The 24,478-nt window shown below is 60.6% G+C and carries 24 protein-coding genes; 14 read left to right on the plus strand and 10 right to left on the minus strand.

The features are described from left to right. Nucleotides 1-5: 5 nt before the first annotated feature. Together NCN05_RS03420 and NCN05_RS03425 are read right to left on the minus strand one after the other, a co-directional pair. On the minus strand, nucleotides 6-1,535 hold the full coding sequence (locus NCN05_RS03420) for a glycosyltransferase (protein ID WP_250397000.1): 1,530 nt from the start codon (nucleotides 1,533-1,535) through the stop codon (nucleotides 6-8). Continuing rightward, the gene (locus tag NCN05_RS03425) at nucleotides 1,532-2,461 is read right to left on the minus strand and encodes a glycosyltransferase (RefSeq protein WP_250397001.1); all 930 of its coding nucleotides are present in this window, start codon (nucleotides 2,459-2,461) and stop codon (nucleotides 1,532-1,534) included. Before NCN05_RS03425 ends, NCN05_RS03420 begins: the two co-directional genes overlap by 4 nt. Nucleotides 2,462-3,084: 623 nt before the next feature. Here NCN05_RS03425 and secA point away from each other — a divergent pair. After that, nucleotides 3,085-5,898: a preprotein translocase subunit SecA gene (gene secA / locus NCN05_RS03430; protein WP_250397002.1), complete on the plus strand. Its 2,814-nt coding sequence runs from the start codon at nucleotides 3,085-3,087 to the stop codon at nucleotides 5,896-5,898. Between the two features lie 10 nt (nucleotides 5,899-5,908). Here secA and cysE read toward each other — a convergent pair whose 3' ends face one another. Then, nucleotides 5,909-6,655 (minus strand): serine O-acetyltransferase, encoded by a 747-nt coding sequence (gene cysE / locus NCN05_RS03435; protein WP_250397003.1) that lies wholly within the window; start codon nucleotides 6,653-6,655, stop codon nucleotides 5,909-5,911. Between the two features lie 10 nt (nucleotides 6,656-6,665). After that, nucleotides 6,666-7,667 (minus strand): GntR family transcriptional regulator, encoded by a 1,002-nt coding sequence (locus NCN05_RS03440; RefSeq protein ID WP_250397004.1) that lies wholly within the window; start codon nucleotides 7,665-7,667, stop codon nucleotides 6,666-6,668. 202 nt (nucleotides 7,668-7,869) lie between these two features. Between NCN05_RS03440 and NCN05_RS03445 the strand changes: the two genes are divergently transcribed. After that, a complete protein-coding gene (locus tag NCN05_RS03445) occupies nucleotides 7,870-8,514 on the plus strand; it encodes a dienelactone hydrolase family protein (protein ID WP_350223283.1) in 645 nt (214 codons plus the stop codon). On the opposite strand, the gene infC is transcribed toward NCN05_RS03445, so the two are convergent. After that, nucleotides 8,511-9,164, minus strand: coding sequence for a translation initiation factor IF-3 (infC, locus tag NCN05_RS03450; RefSeq protein ID WP_250397006.1), 654 nt, complete (start codon nucleotides 9,162-9,164; stop codon nucleotides 8,511-8,513). The genes NCN05_RS03445 and infC overlap by 4 nt on opposite strands. Nucleotides 9,165-9,221: 57 nt before the next feature. Continuing rightward, complete coding sequence (gene miaA / locus NCN05_RS03455; RefSeq protein ID WP_250397007.1) at nucleotides 9,222-10,121, minus strand: tRNA (adenosine(37)-N6)-dimethylallyltransferase MiaA; 900 nt, start codon at nucleotides 10,119-10,121, stop codon at nucleotides 9,222-9,224. Between the two features lie 152 nt (nucleotides 10,122-10,273). On the opposite strand from miaA, the gene gyrB reads away from it, so the two are divergent. From gyrB to NCN05_RS03475, 4 genes are read left to right on the plus strand one after another with little or no spacing between them, the layout of a single operon-like run. After that, nucleotides 10,274-12,241 (plus strand): DNA topoisomerase (ATP-hydrolyzing) subunit B, encoded by a 1,968-nt coding sequence (gene gyrB, locus NCN05_RS03460; RefSeq protein WP_250397008.1) that lies wholly within the window; start codon nucleotides 10,274-10,276, stop codon nucleotides 12,239-12,241. After that, nucleotides 12,241-12,576: an SH3 domain-containing protein gene (locus NCN05_RS03465; protein WP_186514434.1), complete on the plus strand. Its 336-nt coding sequence runs from the start codon at nucleotides 12,241-12,243 to the stop codon at nucleotides 12,574-12,576. The genes gyrB and NCN05_RS03465 overlap by 1 nt, the downstream gene beginning before the upstream one ends. Then, complete coding sequence (locus NCN05_RS03470) at nucleotides 12,557-12,937, plus strand: FluC/FEX family fluoride channel (RefSeq protein ID WP_250397101.1); 381 nt, start codon at nucleotides 12,557-12,559, stop codon at nucleotides 12,935-12,937. Before NCN05_RS03465 ends, NCN05_RS03470 begins: the two co-directional genes overlap by 20 nt. Beyond that, complete coding sequence (locus NCN05_RS03475) at nucleotides 12,930-13,328, plus strand: fluoride efflux transporter FluC (RefSeq protein ID WP_250397010.1); 399 nt, start codon at nucleotides 12,930-12,932, stop codon at nucleotides 13,326-13,328. Before NCN05_RS03470 ends, NCN05_RS03475 begins: the two co-directional genes overlap by 8 nt. Here the strand turns inward: NCN05_RS03475 and NCN05_RS03480 are convergent. After that, nucleotides 13,294-13,767 (minus strand): glutathione peroxidase, encoded by a 474-nt coding sequence (locus tag NCN05_RS03480; protein WP_250397011.1) that lies wholly within the window; start codon nucleotides 13,765-13,767, stop codon nucleotides 13,294-13,296. The two genes, NCN05_RS03475 and NCN05_RS03480, sit on opposite strands and share 35 nt — an antisense overlap. A 72-nt stretch (nucleotides 13,768-13,839) precedes the next feature. Here NCN05_RS03480 and mgtE point away from each other — a divergent pair, with 72 nt between their 5' ends. Both mgtE and NCN05_RS03490 read left to right on the plus strand, forming a co-directional pair. After that, entirely contained in the window at nucleotides 13,840-15,300 is a 1,461-nt protein-coding gene (mgtE, locus tag NCN05_RS03485; protein WP_250397012.1) for a magnesium transporter, read from the plus strand. A 54-nt stretch (nucleotides 15,301-15,354) separates the two neighbouring features. Beyond that, nucleotides 15,355-16,362: an RpoD/SigA family RNA polymerase sigma factor gene (locus NCN05_RS03490; RefSeq protein WP_250397013.1), complete on the plus strand. Its 1,008-nt coding sequence runs from the start codon at nucleotides 15,355-15,357 to the stop codon at nucleotides 16,360-16,362. Here the strand turns inward: NCN05_RS03490 and NCN05_RS03495 are convergent. Continuing rightward, nucleotides 16,347-17,210, minus strand: a complete 864-nt coding sequence (locus NCN05_RS03495) for an alpha/beta fold hydrolase (protein ID WP_250397102.1) — start codon at nucleotides 17,208-17,210, stop codon at nucleotides 16,347-16,349. The two genes, NCN05_RS03490 and NCN05_RS03495, sit on opposite strands and share 16 nt — an antisense overlap. Nucleotides 17,211-17,358: 148 nt before the next feature. On the opposite strand from NCN05_RS03495, the gene mutT reads away from it, so the two are divergent. Together mutT and NCN05_RS03505 are read left to right on the plus strand one after the other, a co-directional pair. Continuing rightward, nucleotides 17,359-18,486, plus strand: coding sequence for an 8-oxo-dGTP diphosphatase MutT (mutT, locus tag NCN05_RS03500; protein WP_250397103.1), 1,128 nt, complete (start codon nucleotides 17,359-17,361; stop codon nucleotides 18,484-18,486). A gap of 21 nt (nucleotides 18,487-18,507) precedes the next feature. Then, complete coding sequence (locus NCN05_RS03505) at nucleotides 18,508-19,464, plus strand: carbohydrate kinase family protein (RefSeq protein ID WP_250397014.1); 957 nt, start codon at nucleotides 18,508-18,510, stop codon at nucleotides 19,462-19,464. On the opposite strand, the gene tsaE is transcribed toward NCN05_RS03505, so the two are convergent. Continuing rightward, a complete protein-coding gene (tsaE, locus tag NCN05_RS03510) occupies nucleotides 19,431-19,922 on the minus strand; it encodes a tRNA (adenosine(37)-N6)-threonylcarbamoyltransferase complex ATPase subunit type 1 TsaE (protein WP_250397104.1) in 492 nt (163 codons plus the stop codon). The two genes, NCN05_RS03505 and tsaE, sit on opposite strands and share 34 nt — an antisense overlap. 30 nt (nucleotides 19,923-19,952) lie before the next feature. Here tsaE and ahcY point away from each other — a divergent pair, with 30 nt between their 5' ends. Both ahcY and NCN05_RS03520 read left to right on the plus strand, forming a co-directional pair. Then, nucleotides 19,953-21,383, plus strand: coding sequence for an adenosylhomocysteinase (gene ahcY, locus NCN05_RS03515; RefSeq protein ID WP_250397015.1), 1,431 nt, complete (start codon nucleotides 19,953-19,955; stop codon nucleotides 21,381-21,383). 71 nt (nucleotides 21,384-21,454) lie between these two features. After that, the gene (locus NCN05_RS03520) at nucleotides 21,455-22,114 is read left to right on the plus strand and encodes a DedA family protein (protein WP_250397016.1); all 660 of its coding nucleotides are present in this window, start codon (nucleotides 21,455-21,457) and stop codon (nucleotides 22,112-22,114) included. A gap of 34 nt (nucleotides 22,115-22,148) precedes the next feature. Here NCN05_RS03520 and NCN05_RS03525 read toward each other — a convergent pair whose 3' ends face one another. Next, nucleotides 22,149-22,526, minus strand: a complete 378-nt coding sequence (locus NCN05_RS03525; protein WP_250397017.1) for a single-stranded DNA-binding protein — start codon at nucleotides 22,524-22,526, stop codon at nucleotides 22,149-22,151. A gap of 142 nt (nucleotides 22,527-22,668) precedes the next feature. On the opposite strand from NCN05_RS03525, the gene NCN05_RS03530 reads away from it, so the two are divergent. Together NCN05_RS03530 and mreC are read left to right on the plus strand one after the other, a co-directional pair. Beyond that, complete coding sequence (locus NCN05_RS03530; RefSeq protein WP_115131659.1) at nucleotides 22,669-23,721, plus strand: rod shape-determining protein; 1,053 nt, start codon at nucleotides 22,669-22,671, stop codon at nucleotides 23,719-23,721. Between the two features lie 4 nt (nucleotides 23,722-23,725). Beyond that, on the plus strand, nucleotides 23,726-24,472 hold the full coding sequence (mreC, locus tag NCN05_RS03535) for a rod shape-determining protein MreC (RefSeq protein WP_250397018.1): 747 nt from the start codon (nucleotides 23,726-23,728) through the stop codon (nucleotides 24,470-24,472). Nucleotides 24,473-24,478 lie beyond the last annotated feature (6 nt).

Consider the following 24,478-nt stretch of genomic DNA (forward strand, 5'->3'; position numbering starts at 1 on the left):
TTGCTTTACTCGTCTGTTGCGCCTCCTGAAATTAGTAGATCGCACACCGTTCTTTGAAAAGTCTGGTCGATCAGCATTTTGTGGTGACGATACCGCTTAATACGTTCTGCACGCAGTTGGTTGATTTTTTTGATTTGATCTTGTGGGGATAATGTAGCGACTACTTGCTCATGTTTTAGCGTGATTAAGCGCATTGCACTTGCCCAGTCACTGGAGATGAGTGTTGAGCAAAGCAGCACATGGTCTGAGAAATCATTCATGGCTTGGATTTCCCGGTGTGATCCAAGCGGACTAGCGATTGTGCTTAGCCCGAGACATGCAGCATCAAGTACCGGTATTCCGAATCCCTCAATAAGGGAGGGGCTGAGTAAAGCAAGCGCATTCAGGTACAGCTTTCGTTTGGTTGCTTCATCTACATAACCAGTAAAAATTACACTCTCATGATTTGCGGCCACATGGCCGACCAATTTGCTGTAATCGTCTTTTTGTAGCTTGCCTGTAATGCACAAGGCGATATTTTTATGCTCAAGTCCCGACTCCATGAATGCGTTAAGTGCGAATAAAAGGTTTTTATGAGGAACAACTGATGAGTTGAATAAGAAGTAGCTACATGGGGCAAGAGAATATTGCTTCTGATTGTTGGAGAGTATTTTGATTTGTTGTGTCCGGGCTTCCCAGTCGAGGGAGTCCCCGGGAAACTCAAGGGATGGAGACTGCGTAACCACGCACTGCGAAGGACTCAGGATACGTTTTTCTCCAACAAAGCTATGTTCATAGTTTGATTTTGCATCGTTTGATACAAAGATTTTGCTAGCTTGATTGGCTGTATTTAGTCGCTGTGTGAAGCTAGGTAGATGATCCTTCGTGCGTTGATAATCAAGAGGAATAAGGTCGTGAATCGTCTGAGCAAAGAGTTCGGTGTTTAACGGTTTGATATTGAGTGGACTTGTGGTGATCAGGCCATCGAATCCACGCAGATCAATAAGCAATGGCTGTGATCTTTTGGATTTTGCAAGATTAAATGAGTCTAAATAGCAATTTCGAGCACAAATTAGGCCGTCAATGTATTCAATGTATGAGAGGCGTTCGCATCGTTTGTATGGACTGTTTATAAATTCCGCTTTTGGAATTATCTTTAGCTTTCTGTTGCTGATTAGTCGTCGTGGAAATAGAGAGCTTTTGAGCTTTCTCCCTTCTTTCTTTAATATTTTGGATAGGCCTAGGATTTTTCTTGACAGTGGTAATTGATTGAGGAGTTTGATTATTGAGCTTTTTTCATCTTCTGTATCATCACCGCTGTTGAGCTTCTCTAGTACACGAGATGTTGTGACGCGTGTCTCGACAGCTTTTGGTACCCGCGCGATTGCAAGATCTTGTGTGGAAGGCTGGAATTCTGTTAAAAGCCAGATTTCTGCTCCTGCTGCTTTTAGAGCCCGCAGAAGCCCTTTGGTGAATACAGCAATGCCTCGGTGTTCTTGCTGCTCGAGTTCGAAGCCGCTTACAACCAGACGAAGGCCATGTAGAGGTTGTGTCATTGAAGTCCTCCTTTCAAGATTTCGATTTCTTGTTTGAGTTTTAGTCGTTCCTCGCGCAAGTCCATCAAAATTCGTTCTTGCTCTTTTTCAAGGGTTTGGAGCTCTATTAGATCTTCTCGGATGAGATCTCTTAGTTGTTGAGATTCTCGTTGTTGTTGTTCCAAGAGAACTCTCAGCTGATCAGCAGTTGCCTGCTCTATGAATGATTGTGTTCGTGCTCTCAGTCTTAGAAGGTCTGCGCTGTTCTGAGATTGGTCAGGTTGTTGACTGCGAGTTGTTTCCGATTCGTGAATTGCAGTTGCCTGATTGCATAGCCACACTTGTTGATGTAGATATTCTTGTACATCGAGGCAGAGTTCAACATCTTCGCCACAAACCTGATAGCTTGTGTTGAAAGGATGTTTGAGGAAATCTCGACGACGAATCCACTGCAATGCTCCGGTCACGGCTGCGATAGGTCCGCCTGGGCTCAGTCTAGTTTGAGATGATTTGATAAGTTGGTCTAGAGGGTGATAGCTCGAGTATTTACTGTCAAACTGAATGCCTGCATGGGTAAGTTGCCCTTTATTGTTGCGTAATCGAGCTCCCACAAGACCTACTTTTTGGTGTTTTGAAAGCACAGCTATTCCTTCGTCGACACATCCGGGGTCGAGCACAAGGTCGTCATTAGCAAGCATCAGCACGTCCCCGGTCGCCTTCCTGGCCAGGCTGTTCATGTTGCCCGCAAAATGATATGGATCGTGTTGTGCGACGTGGAAGTCATAGCGGCTAGCGTTCTTTAAAAGTTTCTCATCTTGCTCCGATCCATTCCAAGAGCAGAGAATTTCGGCTTGATCGGCTGGCAGGTTGGATGCCTCATTTAGTCCTGCGCATAGCCTGTTCACCAGGTCTGCAGTGCGAGATATAACGAGAATTGACAGCCGCACGCTTCTGCGTTGAGAGGCTCTAACTCTATCAAGGACTCAGGCATCGCTCACCTGTTGATTTCACTTGAGTTCGTAGGATGCATGTGTGATATCTGGGCTGACTTCTTTTCGAAATGCACTTGATGGGAAAATCGCTCACGATTTTTTCTTTTTTGGACTTGTTAATTGTCTTGGCGATAGCTTTCAACGAGTCAATCTTTCAGTTTTTGGCTTTCTGGATTGGATGGAATTATGTCAATATAATTCTATGTTCGATAATTCGGCATCTTGTCAGTAGTGCTGCATTGATGGTTGATCTGATGTAGCTCTGGCGCATAATGCCGTAATTGCTCATATGCATAATCTATTATCTTATATTTGTGTTCTAGAAAGCCTAATCAGTGCTTTGTTGTTGTGATAAATTTGTTGCTTTTTTTTGGGTGCGGCAAAGTTTTTTTTGTATATATTTCTGGTATCTTGGTTTGCGGCTGATGAGAGTGTGTCCTCTTTGATGGTGACCGCCAGGAGTGGGATTTAATCGCATGCATACTATTTGAGGCGCTGTCCTCTTCGGTTTTCCAGTCAAAAACGTATTCCGGGCTGAATCGGTAAACTTGTGTGGTGTATAGGCTGTCATTGTTTCCATGCTCAAGCTCCTGCTGGGTGATCCCAATGCCCGCAAGCTGAAGCGCTACCAGCCGATCGTTTCCGACATCAATTTGCTGGAAGAGGAGATTGCTCCTCTGTCTGATGATCAACTGCGCGAGAAGACGGCGTCATTCCAGCAACGTCTGGCCAACGCGGGTAGCTTGGCGAACCAGCGCCCGATCCTTGATGAGATCCTGCCGGAGGCTTTCGCGGTGGTGCGCGAAGCCGGCAAGCGAGTTCTCGGCATGCGTCATTTCGATGTGCAACTTATCGGCGGCATGGTGCTGCATGAGGGCCAGATCGCTGAGATGAAAACCGGCGAAGGCAAAACCCTGGTGGCTACCTTGCCTAGTTACCTCAACGCCCTTACCGGCCGCGGGGTGCACGTGGTGACGGTGAATGACTACCTGGCGCGTCGTGATGCCGAATGGATGGGCCAGGTGCATCGCTTTCTCGGACTTTCCGTGGGCTTGATCCAGCAGGACATGCGGCCGGAGGAACGGCGGCGCAACTACAACTGCGACATCACCTACGCCACCAACTCAGAGCTGGGTTTCGACTACCTGCGCGACAACATGGCCGCCGACATCTCGGAGGTGGTGCAGCGGGAGTTTCAGTACTGCGTGATTGATGAGGTGGATTCAATCCTCATCGACGAAGCCCGCACCCCTCTGATCATTTCCGGCCAGGTGGAGCGGCCTCAGGAGAAGTATCAGCAGGCCGCCCAGGTGGCTTTGGCCCTCGAGCGTGCCGCCGAAATGGGCAAGGACGGCATTGATCCCGAAGGCGACTATGAGGTGGATGAGAAGCAGCGCAGCTGCACCCTCACCGATGAGGGCTTTGCCAAGGCGGAGCAGATGCTTGGTGTGCAGGACTTGTTCGACCCCAAAGACCCTTGGGCCCACTACATCACCAATGCCCTCAAGGCCAAGGAGCTGTTCGTCAAGGATGTGAACTACATCGTTCGCGATGGCGAAGCGGTGATCGTGGATGAATTCACCGGCCGGGTGATGCCAGGGCGCCGTTGGAGTGACGGTCAGCACCAGGCGATCGAGGCCAAGGAGGCCCTGCAGATTCAGGCGGAGACCCAGACCCTCGCCTCGATCACTTACCAGAACTTTTTCCTGCTCTACCCCCGCTTGGCCGGCATGACCGGTACGGCCAAAACAGAGGAAGTGGAATTCGAGAAGACCTACAAACTCGAAACCACCATCGTGCCCACCAACCGGGTGCGGGCCCGCCAGGACTGGGCCGATCAGGTGTACAAAACCGAAACGGCCAAGTGGCGGGCCGTGGCCAACGAAACCGTCGAGATCCACAAACAAGGCCGGCCGGTGCTCGTGGGCACCACGTCCGTGGAAAAGAGCGAGTTGCTCAGTTCCCTGTTGGCGGAGCAGGAGATCCCCCATAACCTGCTCAACGCCAAGCCCGAGAACGTGGAACGGGAATCGGAGATCGTGGCCCAGGCCGGTCGTGCTGGAGCGGTGACCATCGCCACCAACATGGCGGGTCGGGGCACCGACATCATCCTGGGCGGCAACAGCGACTACATGGCCCGTTTGAAGTTGCGGGAAGTGTTGCTGGGCCGTCTGGTGAAACCGGAAGACGACCACAAGCCCCCGATGCCTCTCCAGCGCAGTTCGCCGCCCGGCGGTTTTGCTGTTGCCGCTGCCCCAACGCTGCCCCGCAGTGCTGAGAGCCTCTATCCCTGTTCCCTCACTGACGACACCGATCAAGCCCTGGGTCAGTTGGCCCGTGATCTGGTGAAGGCCTGGGGCGACCGAGCCCTCACAGTGATCGAGCTGGAGGAGCGCATCGCCACCGCCGCTGAAAAGGCCCCCACCGAAGACCCCCAGATCCAGTCCCTACGCGAGGCCATTGCCCGGGTGAAGGCGGAGTACGACGCGGTGGTGAAGCAGGAGGAATCACGCGTGCGCGAGGCCGGCGGCCTTCACGTGATCGGCACCGAACGGCATGAGTCCCGCCGGGTCGACAATCAACTGCGCGGCCGGGCCGGCCGCCAGGGCGACCCCGGTTCCACCCGCTTCTTCCTCTCGTTGGGGGACAACCTGCTGCGGATCTTCGGAGGGGATCGCGTTGCCGGCCTGATGAATGCTTTCCGCGTGGAGGAAGACATGCCGATTGAATCCGGCATGCTCACCCGCTCCTTGGAGGGGGCCCAGAAAAAGGTGGAGACGTATTACTACGACATCCGCAAGCAGGTGTTCGAGTACGACGAGGTGATGAACAACCAGCGCCGGGCGGTGTATTCCGAGCGCCGGCGGGTGCTCGATGGCCGGGCCTTGAAAAAGCAGGTGATCGGCTACGGCGAACGCACCATGGCGGAGATTGTGGAGGCCTATGTGAATCCCGATCTGCCGCCCGAGGAATGGGATCTGGCTCAGCTAGTGGGCAAGGTGAAGGAGTTCATCTATCTCCTCGAAGACCTCACCCCCGAGCAGGTGCAGGGCCTTGGCATGGAGGAACTCAAGGCGTTCCTGCAGGAGCAACTTCGCAATGCCTACGACCTCAAAGAGGGACAGATCGAGCAGCAACGGCCAGGGTTGATGCGGGAGGCGGAGCGCTTCTTCATCCTTCAGCAGATCGACACCCTCTGGCGGGAACATCTCCAGGCGATGGATGCCCTGCGGGAGTCCGTCGGCCTGCGTGGCTACGGCCAGAAGGACCCCCTGATCGAATACAAGAACGAGGGCTACGACATGTTCCTCGAGATGATGACCAACATGCGCCGGAACGTGATCTTTTCGATGTTCATGTTCCAGCCCTCCCGCTCTGCATCTGAGGCCTGAGGCGCCAGCTTCAGCTGGTTTCTTCGCCCAGAAACTCCAGGATCTCCCGGTCTTTGAGGTTCTGGGCCTCACCGCGGCACACCTCGCGCAGCGCCCGGCCTTCCGCCACTTCCCGCAGGCAGCGCTGCAGGTTGCTCACGGTGCTTTCCAGTTCATCGATCCGCTCCATCAGGTTGCGGATTACGTTGGCTTCGGCGTCCGGCAGGGCGGAGTGGGCCAGGGGATTGATCCGCACGCCGCTCTGGTGGATCACCCGTCCGGGGATGCCCACCACGGTGCAGTCGCTTTCCACATCGCGCACCACCACGGAGCCAGCGCCGATGCGGGTGTTGGTGCCGATCGTGATCGCACCCAGCACCTTGGCGCCGGCTCCCACCACCACGTTCTCGGCAAGCGTGGGGTGGCGTTTGCCGTGCTCTTTGCCCGTGCCCCCCAGGGTCACCCCCTGGTAGAGCAGGCAACGGTTGCCGATTTCAGCGGTTTCACCGATCACCACGCCCATGCCGTGGTCAATGAACACCCCATGACCGATCGTGGCGCCCGGGTGAATCTCCACGCCGGTCAAGCTCCGACCCACTTGGCTCAATAACCGTGCTGGCAACTTCAGCGGGAGCCTGGAGCGCCACAGCCGGTGACTCAGGCGGTGCATGGTCAGTGCCTGGAAGCCTGGATAGCAGAGCAAAATTTCCAGCGGCCCGCGGGCAGCCGGATCACGCTCGCGGATGATCGCGAGGTCGGCACGGATGTGATCAAACATCGCAGGAGGGTCAGCTGGTGGCCACTGGGGTCTGCAGGCCAATCTCCTTGCGGAGCAGGTCGATCGTATCGGTGCTGAGATAGTTCTCGGCGCAATGCACCTGGGGCATGCGCATCAGTTGGGCCCGGTTCTGGCGCAAGCTCTGCTCCACCAGGGGAAGGCTGGGGCGATCGCAGAGCACGTGGCTGGACGCCCGCAGCAGGGCCAGAAGCCGGCTGCCCACATCCGGTGTTGCGGTCATCAGCAGCAGTTCATTGCCGCGCATTGAGTGGAGAATTACCTCCGCGGCGCGCAGGATGCCGGGGCTGATGCTCACCAGCCCCACGCAGCTGCCGGGGCGCAGCTCCTTAAGCATTGCCAGTTCCTGGCGGAAGTCGTTGAGGTCAATAGCCACGGCACGAACGCTGTGCTTTTTGGCGAGATCCTCCACCGGTTGGAGGAAATAGCGGCTGGTCACTACCGTGCCGTTGCTCGAGTTTTCCAGCACGCTCTCGAGCTCCTCCATTGGCACCACTTCGACCGGCACATCCAGGCAGGGTTCCAGTTCCTCGGCGATCAGCATTGAGGCACCGATGTCTTCCCGTGGCGTGCTCACCAGCACGCGGGCGCCGCAGCGCAGCCGCCAGTCGATCTCCCGTGTCAGCAGTTCCCGGGTCTGCTGCAGTGTGCAGCCGGCATTGAGCAGGCCATCCACGCATTTGCGCACTTCCCGGTCGAGGTCGGTGACGCCCCGATTGCGGATGTGCGGCGGCGTCTTGATTTCCCGGGGCTTTTGCTGGTCGCGCACGTAGATGCCGGAGCCGGCCATGGCTTCCACCACGCCATCGGTTTCCAGCTGGCGGTACACCTTGCTGATCGTGTTGCGGTGCAATCCCGTTTGCATCGCCAGCTGCCGGGTGCTGGGGAGGCGATGCCCCGGCGGGTAGTGCCGCGCTGCGATGGCAAAACAGATCTGGTTGTAAAGCTGCGTCGATGCCGGAATGTCGCTTTCCTGTTGGATATGGAATCGCACGCCGGTGGGACAGGTCGGAATGCGGCCACCATACGGAGCGAATTGCCTGGTGACAATTGGGGGTGTGTCCTGTGGGCCTGTGACAATGTCCAGCTTCCCTTCGCCTGGCTGGGTTGAACTTGCCAATGGCGTTGTGCCACTGCGCTGCTGGTGGGCGCCACCGCAGGTCATTATTAACGATATCGAGTCGAAATCGTTAATAATGCGTGTCTATATCGTGCTGCCTGAGGTGTTTGGGCTCAATGCCTGGGTGCGTAGCGTGGCGGATCGCTTGGCCGCCCAGGGGTATCCAGCCCTGGCAGTGCCGTTGTTCTCCCGTACGGCTCCAGATCTGGAGTTGGCTTACGACGCCTCCGATCTGGCTGAAGGACGCCGCCATAAGGACGCCACCACCAGCGAGCAGATCGTTGCTGATGTCGCCGCCGCAGTCAGCTGGTTCAGGGCTCGTTACCCGCAGGCCGCCATCCATGTGGTGGGCTTCTGTTTCGGGGGGCATGCCGCTTTTCTTGCGGCCACGCTGCCCGGGGTTGAGCACGCTTTTGATTTTTACGGTGCCGGTGTGAGCCGAATGCGGCCTGGTGGTGGTGAGCCCTCTTTGGCTCTGCTGCCTGAGATCAAGGCGCGGCTCACCTGTGTCTTCGGGATGGCTGATCCTTTGATCCCTCAAGAGGATCGCGAAGCCATAGGGGCCGCCCTAAGCAAGGTCGATCCCGCCGGCCATCGCTTGCGCGTTGTGGAGTATGCCGGTGCCGATCACGGCTTCATGTGCGAAGCCCGCAGTGCTTTCAATCCCCAGGCTTCAGCCCAGGGATGGCGCTTACTGCTGGCTGGCGACCCTGTGGCTTAGCCCTGGGGGCTGGCCACCTTGGCGGCGGTGGGCTTTGGCGGTGCGGGGATGGTGCGCACGGCCTTGTTGGCGGCCTGCTCCTTGTCCTCTTTCTTCACCAGCGGCGTTTTGCGCGGGGTGAGGAACATGATCATGTTGCGGCCCTCCCGCTTGGGCGCCTGCTGGATTTCGGCCTTCTCCTCAAGATCCTTGGCCATCCGCCGCAGCAGCGTTTCCGCCAGCGCCGTGTGCTGAATTTCGCGGCCGCGGAAGATCACGGTGCATTTCACCTTGTCGCCCGCCTTGAGGAAGCGCTGGGCCTGACCGATCCGCACGTCGTAGTCGTGCTGGTCGATCTTGTAGCGCATCTTGACCTCCTTAACTTCGGTCTGGTGCGACTTCTTCTTGGCTTCCTTGGCTTTCTTTTCCTGCTCGAACTTGAACTTGCCGTAGTCCATGATCCGGCAGACCGGGGGGTCAGCCTTCTCGCTCACCAGCACCAGATCCAGTTCCCGGTCGCGGGCCACATCCAGGGCTTCTTCGCGGCTGATCACGCCCAGCTGAGCGCCGTCTGAGTCGACCACCCGCAACTGGGGGTAGTTGATCCGGTCGTTGATGTTGGGCAGCTCCCGAACCGGGGCACGACGGTCAAAACGGGGACGTGGGGGCATTCAGGCGGTGACGGGGACAGGTGCAGACAACTTCGCTTAATACAACGTCTGCATCCTTCACCTTAGATGTTGCTCGATCAACGTCATGGCATTCGTCAGCGTTGCCTGGTCGGCCAGCCAGTGGGGGCTGTGCTGACGCCGGAACCAGGTGCGTTGGCGTTTGGCGAACTGGCGGGTGCGTTGGCTGGTGATCCTCACCGCATCTGCAGTGCTCAGGCTGCTGCCGATCACCTGCAGTGCTTCGCCGTAGCCGATGGTCTGCAGCAGCGGCAGATCAGCGCCGTAGCGCTCGCTCAGGCGCCGGGTCTCGTCCACTAGCCCATCGCAGTACAGCTGCTCGGTGCGTTGCTGGATGCGCTGGCGCAGGTTGGCGGGGTTGAGGCCCAGTTCCAGCACCCGCCAGGGCGGAGGCGTTGCTGTGGCCTGGCGGCTCATCGGTTGCCCGGAGGCGTAGAGCACCTCCAGGGCGCGCTGGGTGCGCACCGCATCAGCGGGGGCGATTTTGGCGGCGGCCGTGGGGTCGGCGGCCTGCAGCAGGGGGTGGCAGATGCCCTGGCCCAGGGCCGTCAGCTGCTGGCGCAGCTGTGGTTGGGGTGCAACGGCCGGAGGTTGCAGGCCACTGGTGAGGGCCTTGAGATACAGACCGCTGCCGCCCACCAGCAAGGCCACGCCCCGCTGCTCCAGCGCTTTGTTGATGCAGGGGGTCGCGATCGCCTGGAATTCCTGCAGGGTGATTGGCTGATCCGGCGAACGCAGGTCCAGCAGATGGTGCGGCACCCGCGCCTGTTGCTCCGCCGTAGGCTTGGCGGTTCCGATGTCCATCTCCCGGTAGAGCTGGCGGGAATCCACGTTGATCACTGGTAGATCCAGCCGTTCGGCGATGTCCAGCGCCAGGGCGGTTTTGCCGCTGGCGGTGGGCCCGAGCAGGGTGATCACCAGGGGGTGGGAGCTGTTCAAAAGGGTGAGGGGGTGCAGCCCGGCTTGGGATGGGCGCTGAGAGGCCTCTGCAAGCCTCTATAGACAGCCGGTGGTAGATTGACATTGTCAGGTCGAGGTTTAGAGCCGTTGCGCCCGCCCATGACCCGGTTTCCTGGCTTGAGACTTTCTGAATGAGCGACGCTTCCAAGGTCCAGAACGCCTACGGCGCTGAGCAGATTCAGGTGCTGGAGGGGCTTGAGCCCGTTCGCAAGCGCCCGGGCATGTACATCGGTTCCACCGGACCGCGGGGCCTGCACCATCTGGTGTACGAGGTTGTTGATAACTCGGTCGATGAAGCCCTGGCGGGCCATTGCGACCGCATTGTTGTGGTGCTGGGAGAAGACGGTTCCGCCTCGGTGAGCGACAACGGCCGCGGCATTCCCACCGATGTGCACCCGCGCACGGGCAAGAGCGCCCTGGAGACGGTGCTCACCGTGCTGCACGCCGGCGGCAAGTTTGGCGCTGGTGGTTACAAGGTGTCCGGCGGTCTGCACGGTGTTGGCGTCTCGGTGGTGAACGCCCTGAGCGAATGGGTGCAGGTGACGGTGCGCCGTCAGGGCCAGGTGCATCGCCAGCGTTTTGAGCGCGGCGCGGCCATCGGGGGGCTGGCGTCGGAGTCGCAGCCCGCAGATGAGTCCGGCGAGACCGGCACCACCGTTTGCTTCAAGCCTGACCTCGAAATTTTCACTGGCGGCATCGTTTTCGACTACGCCACCCTCTCGGCCCGTTTGAGGGAGCTGGCCTACCTCAACGGCGGCGTGCGGATCGTGTTCCGCGATGAGCGGGAGGCGGCCCGGGATGAGGAAGGGAATCCCCATGAAGAGACCTACTTCTACGAGGGCGGCATCAAGGAATACGTCGCCTACATGAACAAGGAGAAGGACGCCCTTCATCCGGACATCATTTACGTGAATTCCGAGAAGGACGGCGTTCAGGTGGAGGCAGCCCTGCAGTGGTGCTCCGATGCCTACTCCGACAGCATCCTTGGGTTTGCCAACAACATCCGCACCGTGGATGGCGGCACCCACATCGAAGGCCTGAAGACGGTGCTCACCCGCACCCTCAACGCCTTCGCCAAGAAGCTGGGCAAACGCAAGGAATCCGATTCCAACCTGGCGGGAGAGAACATCCGAGAAGGCCTGACAGCGGTGCTGTCGGTAAAGGTGCCGGAACCGGAATTTGAAGGTCAGACCAAGACCAAGCTCGGCAACACCGAGGTGCGCGGCATTGTCGACAACCTGGTGGGTGAATCCCTCAGCCAGTTCCTCGAGTTCAATCCCTCCGTGATCGGCCTGATCCTGGAGAAGGCGATTCAGGCCTTCAATGCCGCTGAAGCCGCCCGCCGGGCCCGCGAACTGGTGCGGCGCAAGAGCGTTCTGGAGAGCTCAACCCTGCCCGGAAAATTGGCCGATTGCAGCTCCCGCGATCCCGGCGAATCCGAGATCTACATCGTGGAGGGAGACTCTGCTGGTGGCTCCGCCAAGCAGGGCCGCGACCGTCGCTTCCAGGCGATCCTGCCGCTGCGGGGCAAGATCCTCAACATCGAAAAGACCGACGACGCCAAGATCTACAAGAACACTGAGATCCAGGCCCTGATCACCGCCCTGGGCCTGGGGATCAAGGGTGAGGACTTCGACGTGAAGAACCTCCGTTACCACCGGGTCGTGATCATGACCGATGCCGACGTGGATGGCGCCCACATCCGCACCCTGCTGCTCACCTTCTTCTACCGCTACCAGAAGGAGCTGGTGGAGGGCGGCTACATCTACATCGCCTGCCCGCCGCTCTACAAAGTTGAGCGCGGCAAGAACCACACCTACTGCTACAACGAGGGCGATCTGCAGAAGACCCTGGAGGGCTTCGGCGAGAAGGCCAATTACACGATCCAGCGCTTCAAGGGTCTTGGCGAAATGATGCCCAAGCAGCTCTGGGAAACCACCATGGATCCCACCACCCGCACGATGAAGCGGGTGGAGATCGAGGATGCCCTCGAGGCCGATCGCATCTTCACGATCCTGATGGGCGACAAGGTGGCGCCCCGCCGTGAATTCATCGAAACCCACAGCGCCGAGCTGGACATGGCAGCCCTCGATATTTGATGACGGCTGATCGAACAGGGACTGTTTCGACAAGCAGTGTCCTTCGTTGGAGTTGGCTGCTGGGGGTGGCGTTGATGGCTCCGGCTGCCCTGCCTGCCGGTGGTGCCGACCGGCGTCAACCGCAACCCCGTCGTCGCGCGGCCTCCGGGCCCCTGCACACCAGTTCCGATCAACCTCTGCGCCTCAGCCCGCTGGCCGTGGCGCCTCGGTTGAGCACCCTCAAGGCGGGTTCATCCCTTCGCTTGTTGCGGCGTTGGTCCACCGCTGACGGCCAGGACTGGCTTCATGTGCAAACTCTCTCTGGAGATCAACGCCGTGGCTGGCTCCGCGTCTGAGGCTGTTTTGGTTGGGCTCGGGGCCATCCCCGGTGCCTGGCTGCGCTTGAAGGTGGTGAATCACTTTCAGCCGATGGTGCCCAAGAAGCACTGGGGCACCTTCATCGTGAATGTGATGGCCTGTTTCGCCCTGGGCTTGGTGCTGGCCCTCAATGAAACCTGTGCCTCCAGCAGAGGTATTGCCTTGTTGATGGGGGTGGGCTTTTTTGGCAGCCTCAGCACCTTCTCCACCTTCGCCGTGGAGCTGCTGAACGAGTTGCGGGCCGGCCAGACGCTCACGGCTGTGGTGCTGGCGCTGGCCTCGATCGGGGCAGGCTTGCTGGCCTCTGCTTTGGGTTACGGACTGGGGACCCATGCCTGAGACCAAACCGAGCCTGCAGCTGGAACTGCAGGAGCTGCTGCTTGTTGGCGTGGGCGCAGTGCCCGGAGCGCTGCTGCGCTGGCAGCTGGCCCTGCATCTGGGGGATCAGAACCTGCTGGTGAATGGTCTGGGGGCTGCCCTGTTGGGTTTGCTGGCCGGGCTCCCCGCTGCTCCACGGCGACAGTTGCTGCTGGGAATTGGCTTCTGCGGCTCGCTTACCACCTTCAGCAGTTGGATGCTGGCGGCCATGAAGCACCTGAGTTCCGGTGATTGGGCCGCCGCATTGGGTTTGATTGGGCTGACCCTTGGGTTGGGAGTTGGTGCCGCAGCCCTTGGGTTCAGCCTGGGGCGACGGCTCAAGCCGCCAGCGCCGCCTCAATCGCCGACTTGAGGTCTTCAGGGGTGACGCCGCTCTTGAAGCGGGCGATCACGGTGCCGTCCTTGCCCACCAGGAACTTCTCGAAGTTCCACTCCACATCACCAGAGGGATCCATCTGGTTGAGGGTGGTGTAGGGCTCGGTGGTGCTTCCCTTGGCGTGCACCTTGTCGAACAGTTCGAAGTCGGCGCCGTAGGTGGTGGAGCAGAAGCTTTTGATCTCCTCCAGGGTCCCGGGCTCCTGGGCGCCGAAGTCGTTGCAGGGGAAACCCAGCACCGCCAGCCCCTTGGCGGCGTAGGCCTCGTTCAGGGCCTGCAGGCCGGCGTACTGCTTGGTGAAGCCACAGCGGCTGGCCACGTTCACGATCAGCAGCACCTTGCCGGCGTAGTCGCCCAGGGATTTGCTGCTGCCGTCAGGGGTGGTGACGGAGACGGAACTGACGCTGATCGCCATGGTGAAACGGGGATGGAGCGCAGAGGATAACCGGCTGTAACGGCCATAGACTGGGCTCCCGGCCGGAGGGGCATGACGGAGGCATCGGGGCTGAGCAGCGGCAGCGTGACGGTGGAACACCACCTGCTGGCTGAGGTTGTTACCCAACAGCTGGAAGGGATGCTTGTCGTGGGCAACTACGACGCCGTGAAGCTGCTGCTCGAGCCGGTGCAGCCGGTGGACATCGCTGAAGCGATCAGCAACCTCCCTGCCAACCTGCAGGCCATTGCCTTTCGTCTGCTCAGCAAGGACGAAGCCATCAGTGTTTATGAATATCTCGACACGGCCACCCAACAGAGCCTGCTGAGCCTGTTGCGCTCCGGTGAGATGCGGGAGGTGATGGAGGAGATGTCGCCGGATGACCGCGCCCGGTTGTTCGAGGAGTTGCCCGCCAAGGTGGTGCGGCAGCTGCTGAGCGAGCTCAGCCCGGATGAGCGTCAGGTAACGGCCCGGTTGCTGGGTTACCGCTCTGAGACGGCCGGTCGCTTGATGACGACCGAATACATCGCTTTTAAAGAGAACCAGACGGCGGCGGTGGCGTTGGAGATCGTGCGGCGGCGTGCCCGCGACACCGAGACGATTTATTCCCTCTATGTGACGGACGCCGAGCGACGCCTCACCGGCATCCTGTCCCTGCGGGATCTGGTCACAGCAGATCCCCAGGCTCGCATCGGTGATGTGATGACCGAGGAGGTGCTCAGCGTCAGCACTGACACTGACCAGGAGAAGGTGGCGCGCACGATTCAGCGTTACGACTTCCTTGCCGTTCCTGTGGTGGATCTGGAACAGCGTCTCGTGGGCATCGTCACCGTGGACGACGTGATCGACGTGATCGAGCAGGAGGCCACCCGTGATCTCTACGCCGCCGGCGCGGTGCAGGCGGGCGATGACGACGACTACTTCAGCAGCAATCTGTTCACCGTTGCCCGGCGCCGCGTGGTGTGGCTGGCGGTGCTGGTGCTGGCCAGCTTTTTCACCTCAGAGGTGATCGCCGCCAATGAAGACGTGCTGCAGCAGGTGGTGTTGCTGGCGGCCTTCATTCCCTTGCTCGGTGGCACCGGCGGCAACGTGGGGGCCCAGAGCTCCACGGTGGTGATCCGTGGTTTGAGCACCCAGAGCATTTCCAGCCTTGGCCCCTTGCGGGCCATTGGCCGCGAAGCCATGGCGGGGGCGTTGCTGGGGGTGTTGATGATGCTGCTGGTGGTTCCCTTTGCCTGGTGGCGCGGCGAAAGCGCATTGGTGGGCCTCTCGGTGGGGATGAGCCTGCTGGCGATCACCACCCTGGCCGCCACGGCCGGTGCAGCGTTTCCGCTGCTGTTCGACCGCATGGGTCTGGATCCGGCGTTGATGTCCACGCCCTTCATTACCACCTGCACGGATGTGGCGGGCACGCTGATCTACCTGAAGACGGCGGGGTGGCTGCTGGTGCATCTGCCGCAGCTAGTGCAAGCCACAGGTATTTCTACCCATTTCTTCGCCTTCGGCGTTTTCTGAGAGTCTGTTTACGTTTCTTAGGAGTACGCTTCATATAACTCAAAGAAGCACTCCATGGCCCCGGCTGCGACCGCTGCTTCCAAGCCGAAAACCGCTGCGAAGGCTGCAAAAACAGCCACGGCTGACGTTGACCTGGTTCGCTCTTATCTGCGCGACATCGGCCGCGTGCCGCTGCTGACCCACGAGCAGGAAATCACTCTGGGCCGCCAGGTGCAGGAGTTGATGGATCTGGAATCGCTCGAGTCCGAGCTTGAGAGCAAGGCGGGTGAAAAGCCCAGTCGCGACCAGCTGGCCAAGGCGTCAGGGCTGTCTTCGATGCAGCTCAAGCGTAAGCTGCAGCACGGCCGTCGCGCCAAGGAGCGGATGGTGGCCGCCAACCTTCGGCTGGTGGTGAGCGTGGCCAAGAAGTACACCAAGCGGAACATGGAACTCCTGGATCTCATCCAGGAAGGAACCATCGGCTTGGTGCGTGGAGTTGAGAAGTTCGACCCCACCCGTGGCTACAAATTCTCCACCTATGCCTATTGGTGGATTCGTCAGGGCATCACTCGGGCCATTGCGGAGAAGAGTCGCACGATCCGGCTGCCGATTCACATCACCGAGATGTTGAACAAGCTCAAGAAGGGTCAGCGAGAGCTGAGCCAGGAGCTCGGACGCACGCCCACCGTCACCGAGTTGGCCGAGTTCGTTGAGCTACCGGAAGACGACGTCAAAGACCTGATGTGTCGTGCCCGTCAGCCGGTGAGCCTGGAAATGAAGGTGGGTGATGGTGATGACACCGAACTGCTGGAGTTGCTCTCCGGTGATGGCGATCTGCCCAGTGATCAGGTCGAGGAAGATTGCTTGAAGGGCGATCTGCGCAGCCTCCTGGGCCAGTTGCCCCACCTCCAGGAGCAGGTGTTGCGCATGCGTTACGGCATGGATGGGGAAGACCCCATGAGCCTTACCGGTATCGGTCGGATCCTGGGCATGAGCCGCGACCGCGTTCGCAATCTTGAGCGCGATGGCCTGGCCGGTCTGCGCCGGGTGAGTGATCAAGTTGAGGCTTACGTCGCCTGTTGAGTTGATCTGGCGTTGATCAGCCGTTGCAGCACCGGATTTACCTGATCCGGTGCTTCGTCATGAGGACAGTGCCCTGCGTTGTGAATCACTGAAAGGGATTGGATGCACTGCAGGGTTTGTGCCCAACGCTCGGCTTCAGCGATGGGCTCCCAGGGATCCTGCTCACCCCAGATCAGATCAACTGGAAGGCTTAGCTCTTCCATCAACTGTGGGGCGAGATGGTCGTCGAACAGGTTGATGAATCCGCGAAAGGCCTCAGCAGCACCCCTGCGTTGGGTCGGTTGAAACAGCAGATCCACCAGGTCGTCGTCGATGTTGGCGCCACTGGGATAGGCCTGCTTCAACACACTGCGGATCACGCCGGGCCGTGCCGCATTGCGGAACAGCGCGGTGCTGAGCCAGCGCTGCCGCACCATCGTCTTGAGCAACGGTCGGATCCAGGTCATCCAGGCCGGTTGTGTGGCTAGTTGCTTGTCGTCCATCAAGCGCTGGGCGCAGTCGATCAGCACCACGCCCCGGCATCGTTCCCCCAGAAGTTGTGCGGCTCGCAGGGCCACAACCCCGCCGATCGAGTTACCCACCAGGCGCACCGGGCGATCGATGACTTCGCGGCAGAAGTCAGCCACCTGTTGGCCCCAGAGATCAAAGCCGTAATGAACGGCATCCGCTGAATCGGGTTCATCCTTCAGGCGGGCGCGGGGCTGATCGCTGAGGCCGAAACCAAGCAAATCAATGGCGTAGGTGGGCAGCAGTTCGGCCAGCACCGGTTGGTTGAAACGCCAGTGGTTGGTGTTGGCCCCGAAGCCATGGATCAGCAGCACGGCCTCTTCGGCATGGGGGTCGCCCATCAGGCTCCAGCCGATCGATCGTTCGTTCCAGCTCCAGAGGTTGTGGCTTGGGATCACGCCTTGGCTTGCTGCGCCCGTGCATCCTGGCGAGCGAACTATATGGATGACGTTTTTGCCCAGGCTCAGTTCTGACGCCAATGGCGAACCCATGGACTTGCTCAGCGCCGCCGATGTAGTGGTTCTGTCGTCAGCTTTGTTGGCCTGGTGGGAGCACCATGGCCGTGGCGGCATCCCCTGGAAGCTGTTGCCTGGTGGTGAGCGTCCAGCACCGGACCAGGAGCTCGACCCCTACAGCATCTGGATCGCAGAGGTGATGCTGCAGCAGACCCAGTTGGCGGTTGTGCTCCCGTACTGGGAGCGTTGGATGGCGGTGTTCCCCTCGGTCGAGGCGCTGGCCGCGGCAACTCTCGATGAGGTGCGGCTGCAGTGGCAGGGCCTCGGCTATTACTCACGGGCCCGCCGGCTGCATGAGGCAGCCCAGTTGCTGGTGAGCGGGCCTTGGCCTCGCACCTTGGAGAGTTGGATGGCATTGCCGGGCATCGGCCGCACCACCGCCGGCAGCATTCTTTCCAGTGCCATCAATGCACCCTTACCGATCCTGGATGGCAACGTCAAACGGGTGCTGGCACGATTGACGGCCCATCCGCGCCTGCCGGCCCGCGACGACGCCTTGTTCTGGAGATGGAGCGAGGCCTTGCTTGATCCGGTTCGGCCACGGGACACCAACCAGGCCTTGATGGACCTGGGGGCCACGGTTTGCACACCGCGGTCTCCCTCCTGCCACCACTGCCCTTGGCAGGTGCACTGTGCTGCCTACGCTTCTGGCGATCCATGCCGCTGGCCCGTGACCGACGCCCCCAAGCCCCTGCCCTTCCAGGTGATTGGTGTGGGGGTTGTGCTCAACGCGGCCGGGGAGGTGTTGATCGACCAGCGGCTGGAGGAAGGGCTGCTGGGGGGGATGTGGGAGTTCCCTGGTGGAAAACAGGAGCCGGGTGAAACGATCGAAACCTGCATCGCCCGTGAGTTGAAGGAGGAGCTCGGCATTGCCGTGACGGTCGGCGCTGAACTGATCACCGTGGATCACGCCTACAGCCACAAAAAGCTGCGTTTCGTGGTGCATCTCTGCGACTGGCTATCTGGGGAGCCGCAGCCCCTTGCCAGTCAGCAGGTGCGTTGGGTGCAGCCAGATGACCTCGGGAATTACGCCTTTCCGGCCGCCAATGCGCGAATCATTGAGGCGCTGCTTGGCAGGTTGGCCAGCTCTGCTCACCCTTAGGGAAGGTCTTGATGCGGTCGGATGGCAGTTGGTCCCGTTGTCGTCTGTCTCGGTGAAGCCCTGATCGATCGGCTTGGGCCGCCGGGCGGTGACCCGGCGGTGGATTGGCCTGTGGACGACCGTCTGGGAGGAGCGCCAGCAAATGTGGCCTGTGGATTGGCCCGCTTGGGTACCCCCGTGGCCTTTGCCGGACGACTCGGCCAGGACGCCATTGGTGCTGCCTTTTCCAGGTTGTTTGCAGAGCGTGGTGTCGAGACTGCGTTGTTGCAGCGGGATGCCGAGCGTCCCAGTCGCATCGTGCTGGTGCGCCGTGCGCGTGACGGGGAACGGCAGTTTCAGGGCTTTGACGGAGATCAGGGGGCCGGCTTTGCCGACCAGGCGTTGGAGCCGGTTGCCCTACCCCCGGCCCGATGGTTGTTGATTGGCACCCTTCCGTTGGCAGCACCAACGTCGGCTTTGGCTTTGTTGTCGGCCGTGCGCCAGGCCCAGAGCCAAGGCACGGCGATTGCCCTTGATGTGAATTGGCGTCCCACGTTCTGGGATGCCACCGCTGATCCCGCTGCGGGCCCGACGGCTGCGGCGAAGGCTGCGATTCAACCGCTCCTGGACCAAGCGGCCCTGATCAAGCTCGCGCGGGAGGAAGCCCTCTGGTTGTTCAACACCGATGATCCCGGTGCAATCCAGCAGGCCTTGCCCCAGCGACCCGATGTGGTGGTCACCGATGGGGCGGCCCCGGTGCGCTGGCAATTGGGGACTGATTGCGGTCAGCAGGCCGCCTTTCAGCCTCGCGTCGTGGTGGACACCACCGGTGCTGGTGATGCGTTCACTGCTGGGCTGTTGCACCGCTGGGTCGCCGCGCCCCAGGAGCGCATCCGTTTTGCGGCGGCCTGTGGTGCTCTGGTCTGTGGCGGGGCCGGTGGCATTGATCCCCAGCCCACGCCGGCTCAGGTGGAGGCCTTTTGGGGAGAGGTGAGCTGAGCGAGCCGCCCTTCGTCTTGATGGCGAAGCTCCAGGAGCCAGGCCTCGGCCAGATCAAGCCCCAGCCGTTCCGGCCACTCCACAGCCATCAACGCCCCGGTGGAGCGGGCTTCCTCCTCCTCCTGAAGAAACAGTTCATCGGCGGAGGCCGGTTGCTCTAAGCGATAGAGATCGAGGTGCACCAGCTGTGGTGCCCCCTGGGGGTAGTGCTGCGCCAGGGCAAAGGTGGGGCTGGTGATCGGCTCGGTGATCCCGAGGCCTTCGGCCAGGCCCTGCACCAGCGATGTTTTGCCGGCTCCAAGGGGCCCGCTCAACAGCAGGATGGCTCCCGTTGGAAGCTCGCGCGCCAGCAATCGGCCCAGGGCCCGGGTCGTCTCAAGGGTCTCAAGCGCCCAGACATGCCCTGTAGAGTCCGCCTTAAGCGAGCCCGAAGCCTCGGCGTCTCTGCAGAGATTCAACTCCACGATTCATTAGGGAGCACCGAAACCATGGTGGCAGCGCCCACGACCGCGGCTGAGCTGAAGCTTGGCGTCGATTGCGTCATCGCCGATATCAACCAGGCCGACTTTGGCCGCAAAGAGCTCGACATCGCCGAGACCGAAATGCCCGGTCTGATGGCGCTGCGTGAGAAGTACGGCAGCGAGAAGCCTCTCAAGGGCGCACGCATCGCCGGCTCCCTGCACATGACGATTCAGACCGCGGTTCTGATCGAGACCCTGGTGGAGCTGGGCGCTGAAGTGCGCTGGGCCTCCTGCAACATCTTCTCCACCCAGGACCACGCCGCTGCAGCCATTGCGGCCCGCAACATCCCGGTCTTCGCGGTGAAGGGCGAAACCCTGGAGGAGTACTGGGAGTACACCCACCGCATTCTCGAGTGGGGTGACGGCGGCTCCCCCAACATGATCCTGGATGACGGCGGCGATGCAACCGGTCTGGTGATGCTGGGCAGCAAGGCCGAGCAGGACATCACCGTTCTGGATAACCCCGGCAACGAAGAGGAGACCTTCCTGTTCGCTTCGATCAAGAAGAAGCTGGCCCAGGACCCCAGCTTCTATTCCCGCACCAAGGCCCAGATCCAGGGTGTGACCGAGGAGACCACCACGGGTGTGGCGCGTCTCTACAAGATGCAGAAGAGCGGTGAGCTGCCCTTCCCCGCCATCAACGTCAACGACTCGGTCACCAAGAGCAAGTTCGACAACCTCTACGGCTGCCGCGAGTCCCTGGTGGACAGCATCAAGCGTGCCACCGACGTGATGGTGGCCGGCAAACAGGCCCTGGTGATCGGCTACGGCGATGTGGGCAAGGGTTCGGCCCAGTCCCTGCGTGGCCTTGGTGCCACCGTCTGCATTGCGGAAGTGGATCCGATCTGCGCCCTGCAGGCCGCCATGGAGGGCTACCGCGTGGTGCGCCTGGAAGACGTGGTTGAGGAGATGGACATCTTCGTGACCGCCACCGGCAACTACCAGGTGATCCGCAACGAGCACCTGGTCAAGATGAAGGATGAGGCGATCGTCTGCAACATCGGTCACTTCGACAATGAGATCGATGTCGCCTCCCTCAAGAACTACGAGTGGGAGAACATCAAGCCGCAGGTGGATCACATCACCTTGCCCAGCGGCAACAAAATCATCCTGCTGGCGGAAGGCCGCCTGGTGAACCTGGGCTGCGCCACCGGCCACCCCAGCTTTGTGATGAGCAACTCCTTCACCAACCAGGTGTTGGCTCAGATCGAGCTGTTCACCAAGGGCGATGAGTACGCCAAGGAGGTGTACGTGCTGCCCAAGCATCTCGATGAAATGGTGGCTCGTCTCCACCTCGGCCGCATCGGCGCCAAGCTCACCGAGCTCAGCAAGGACCAGGCCGACTACATCAATGTGCCCGTGGAAGGTCCCTACAAGCCTGACCACTACCGCTACTGATCACGATCCAGCGGATCGGAACCTGATCCTTACGGCCCCATGGAAGACTTGCGCGATCGAGCGCAGTCTCCATGGGGCTTTCTGATCTGATCACACAACTGCCGGAGCTGATCGGCCAGGCGGTGGAGGCGAATCAGGTGCTGGGTTACACCGCGATTTTCGCGGCGATGTTTCTCGAGAATCTGTTCCCGCCGATTCCCTCCGAGCTGATCATGCCCCTCGGGGGCTTCTATGTGCAGCAGGGTCAGCTGGATCTGGTGCCTGTGGTGTTGGCTGGTTTGCTGGGCACGGTGCTTGGTGCTCTGCCTTGGTACGGGGTCGGTCGCTTGATCAACGAGGAACGGATCGAAGCCTGGTTGCAACGCCACGGTCGCTGGATTGGTATCAGTGCCGATGAGTTGGCCCGCAGCCGCCGCTGGTTCAGCCGCTATGGCACAGCCCTGGTGTTCTGGGGGCGCTTGGTGCCTGGCATTCGCACGCTGATCTCGGTCCCGGCGGGCATTGAAATGATGCCGATGGCGCCGTTTCTGGTCTGGACCACCGCCGGCAGCCTGATCTGGACGGCCCTGCTCACCGTGGCCGGCATGGTTCTGGGAGAGGGCTACAGCAACGTTGAGCTCTGGATTGACCCGGTCTCCAAGGCTGTGAAGGTGTTGCTGGTGGTGTCGCTGCTGGCGGGCGCGATCTGGTTGGGTCTGCGCATCTGGCGCCGGCGTCAGTCGTCCGACTGAGCACCGGCGCTGGGGTCTCGCTCGGGCAGGAGGCTCAGAAGGGGATGTCCTCATCAGAGGTCTGGCCGCCAAAGCTGCTGGCGGCTTCCTGGTTGTCCCGTTTGGAGCCCAGCAGTTCGAGCCGATCCACACGGACCACGGGCTTGCTGCGCTCTTCGCCGCTGGCACGGTCGGTCCAGCGGTCCAGCTTGAAGCTGCCGATGATGCCGAGCAAGGAGCCCTTCTTCACGTAATCCGCGGCGACCTGGGCCTGCTTGCCCCAGATCTCGAGGTTGAACCAGTCGGGTTCATCGTCGCGGCTGCGACGGTTCACCGCCATGGTGAGGTTGGCCACCATGCTGCCGGACTCGAAGTAACGCACTTCGGGATCGCGGCCGGCACGGCCGACGAGGGTGACGGAATTAACGCCCATAGACAATTCATCTCCTGAATTTGGATTCATGATGCGGCACCGGTCGGGTGACTGCTTTTAAGGAGTTCCACCCAAGCCGCTGGGTGTAACAGGCAACCGCTGAGAACGCCCCTATGATCCGGCGGTCTTGGCTGCGGTGTCTGTGTTCTTTCGTCGTTTCCAGCTGTCGCGCGACATCGGCATCGACCTGGGCACCGCCAACACCCTGATCTACGTTTCCGGCCGCGGCATCGTGCTGCAGGAGCCCTCCGTGGTGGCTCTTGATCTAGAGCGTGGCACCACCATGGCGGTGGGTGATGAAGCCAAATTGATGCTCGGTCGCACCCCTGGAAACATCCGGGCCGTTCGTCCGCTGCGTGATGGGGTGATCGCGGATTTCGATGCCGCTGAGCAGATGCTCAAAACCTTCATCACCAAGGGCAATGAGGGCCGCGGCATCATGGCCCCTCGTCTGGTGGTGGGCATCCCAAGTGGCGTCACCGGTGTGGAGCGTCGCGCCGTCCGCGAAGCCGGCATGGCTGGGGCGCGCGAGGTTCACCTGATTGATGAGCCGGTGGCAGCGGCCATTGGTGCGGGCCTTCCGGTCACTGAGCCCGTTGGAACGATGATTGTCGACATCGGTGGTGGAACCACCGAGGTGGCGGTGTTGAGCCTCGGTGGCACGGTGCTGAGTGAATCCGTTCGCGTTGCCGGCGATGAGATCAGTGACTCCATAAGTGTTTACCTGAAAAAGGTGCACAACATGGTGGTGGGCGAGCGCACGGCCGAGGAGATCAAGATCCGCATCGGCTCCGCCTTCCCCGACGACGAGTTCGATCAGCAGTCCATGGATGTGCGTGGTCTGCACCTGCTCTCCGGTTTGCCCCGCACCATCAACCTCAAGGCCGGTGATCTGCGGGAAGCGATTGCGGAGCCGCTCAACGTGATTGTGGAAGCGGTGAAACGCACCCTGGAGCGCACACCCCCTGAGTTGGCGGCCGACATCGTGGATCGCGGCATCATGCTGGCGGGTGGTGGTGCGTTAGTCCGAGGCATCAGTGACCTGATCAGCCACGAGACCGGCATCTTTGTGCACATCGCCGAAGACCCCCTGCTCTGTGTGGTGAACGGTTGCGGCCAGGTCTTGGAGGACTGGAAACGCCTGCAGCGGGTGGTCGACACCCCGGAATTCGTCCGCGCCGCGGCAGGCGTCTGAAGTCATGGCCCCGACGCTCCGTCCCGGCAAGAGCCGCTGGCGCGGATTGGGGCAACTCACCCCCTGGCTCCTACTTGTGGCCGGGCTGTTGATGGTGCGTCTGAGCAAGGGCGCTGGTTTCAGCGATGCCTACGCCCTGCTCAGCCGCCCGTTCTGGCCGGGTTCCGCGCAACGGGAATGGGTGGCGGCTGCGGTGGATCTGGAGGAGCGCTCTCGCCTGCAGCTGCTGGAAGAGGACAACCGGCGCTTGCGCGCTCTGCTGGAGCTCAAGCAACAAGGATCAGCGCAAGGGAACGTTTCGGCTGCCGTGATCTCCCGCTCGCCGCGGGGGTGGTGGCAGCAATTGCAGCTGGGCAAGGGCTCGCTGCAGGGCATCGGTCGGAGCGATGCGGTTCTTGGCCCTGGCGGTTTGGTGGGTCGTATCGACAGTGTCACCCCCGCCACGGCGCGGGTGAAGTTGCTCACTGCCCCGGGCCATGAGATCGGCGTCTGGCTGCCCCGCAGCCGCCGCCACGGATTGCTGGTGGGCCGCGGCAACAGCCGTCTATCGCTTCGTTTCATCGACAAGGACCCCGACGTGCGGCCCGGGGATCTTGTGGCCACGTCCCCGGCCAGCACCCTGTTGCCCCCCAACGTGCCGGTGGGGGTGATCCAGTCGGTGGATGAACAGGCTGTTCCTGCACCGGTCGCTCTGGTGCAGTTGATCGCAGCACCGGAGGCGATCGACTGGGTGCAAGTGCAGACCCGTTGAAATGAA

The organism is Synechococcus sp. MU1651, assembly GCF_023630635.1.
In the GTDB taxonomy this organism is placed as follows: domain Bacteria; phylum Cyanobacteriota; class Cyanobacteriia; order PCC-6307; family Cyanobiaceae; genus Parasynechococcus.

Coding starts and splice junctions, on each gene's coding strand:
- NCN05_RS03420 (WP_250397000.1), bottom strand. CDS start 1,535: ATGACACAACCTCTACATGGCCTTCGTCTGGTTGTAAGCGGCTTCGAA.
- secA (WP_250397002.1), top strand. CDS start 3,085: ATGCTCAAGCTCCTGCTGGGTGATCCCAATGCCCGCAAGCTGAAGCGC.
- cysE (WP_250397003.1), bottom strand. CDS start 6,655: ATGTTTGATCACATCCGTGCCGACCTCGCGATCATCCGCGAGCGTGAT.
- NCN05_RS03445 (WP_350223283.1), top strand. CDS start 7,870: ATGCGTGTCTATATCGTGCTGCCTGAGGTGTTTGGGCTCAATGCCTGG.
- infC (WP_250397006.1), bottom strand. CDS start 9,164: ATGCCCCCACGTCCCCGTTTTGACCGTCGTGCCCCGGTTCGGGAGCTG.
- gyrB (WP_250397008.1), top strand. CDS start 10,274: ATGAGCGACGCTTCCAAGGTCCAGAACGCCTACGGCGCTGAGCAGATT.
- NCN05_RS03465 (WP_186514434.1), top strand. CDS start 12,241: ATGACGGCTGATCGAACAGGGACTGTTTCGACAAGCAGTGTCCTTCGT.
- NCN05_RS03475 (WP_250397010.1), top strand. CDS start 12,930: ATGCCTGAGACCAAACCGAGCCTGCAGCTGGAACTGCAGGAGCTGCTG.
- NCN05_RS03480 (WP_250397011.1), bottom strand. CDS start 13,767: ATGGCGATCAGCGTCAGTTCCGTCTCCGTCACCACCCCTGACGGCAGC.
- mgtE (WP_250397012.1), top strand. CDS start 13,840: ATGACGGAGGCATCGGGGCTGAGCAGCGGCAGCGTGACGGTGGAACAC.
- NCN05_RS03490 (WP_250397013.1), top strand. CDS start 15,355: ATGGCCCCGGCTGCGACCGCTGCTTCCAAGCCGAAAACCGCTGCGAAG.
- NCN05_RS03495 (WP_250397102.1), bottom strand. CDS start 17,210: ATGGGCGACCCCCATGCCGAAGAGGCCGTGCTGCTGATCCATGGCTTC.
- mutT (WP_250397103.1), top strand. CDS start 17,359: ATGGACTTGCTCAGCGCCGCCGATGTAGTGGTTCTGTCGTCAGCTTTG.
- NCN05_RS03505 (WP_250397014.1), top strand. CDS start 18,508: ATGGCAGTTGGTCCCGTTGTCGTCTGTCTCGGTGAAGCCCTGATCGAT.
- ahcY (WP_250397015.1), top strand. CDS start 19,953: ATGGTGGCAGCGCCCACGACCGCGGCTGAGCTGAAGCTTGGCGTCGAT.
- NCN05_RS03520 (WP_250397016.1), top strand. CDS start 21,455: ATGGGGCTTTCTGATCTGATCACACAACTGCCGGAGCTGATCGGCCAG.
- NCN05_RS03525 (WP_250397017.1), bottom strand. CDS start 22,526: ATGGGCGTTAATTCCGTCACCCTCGTCGGCCGTGCCGGCCGCGATCCC.
- mreC (WP_250397018.1), top strand. CDS start 23,726: ATGGCCCCGACGCTCCGTCCCGGCAAGAGCCGCTGGCGCGGATTGGGG.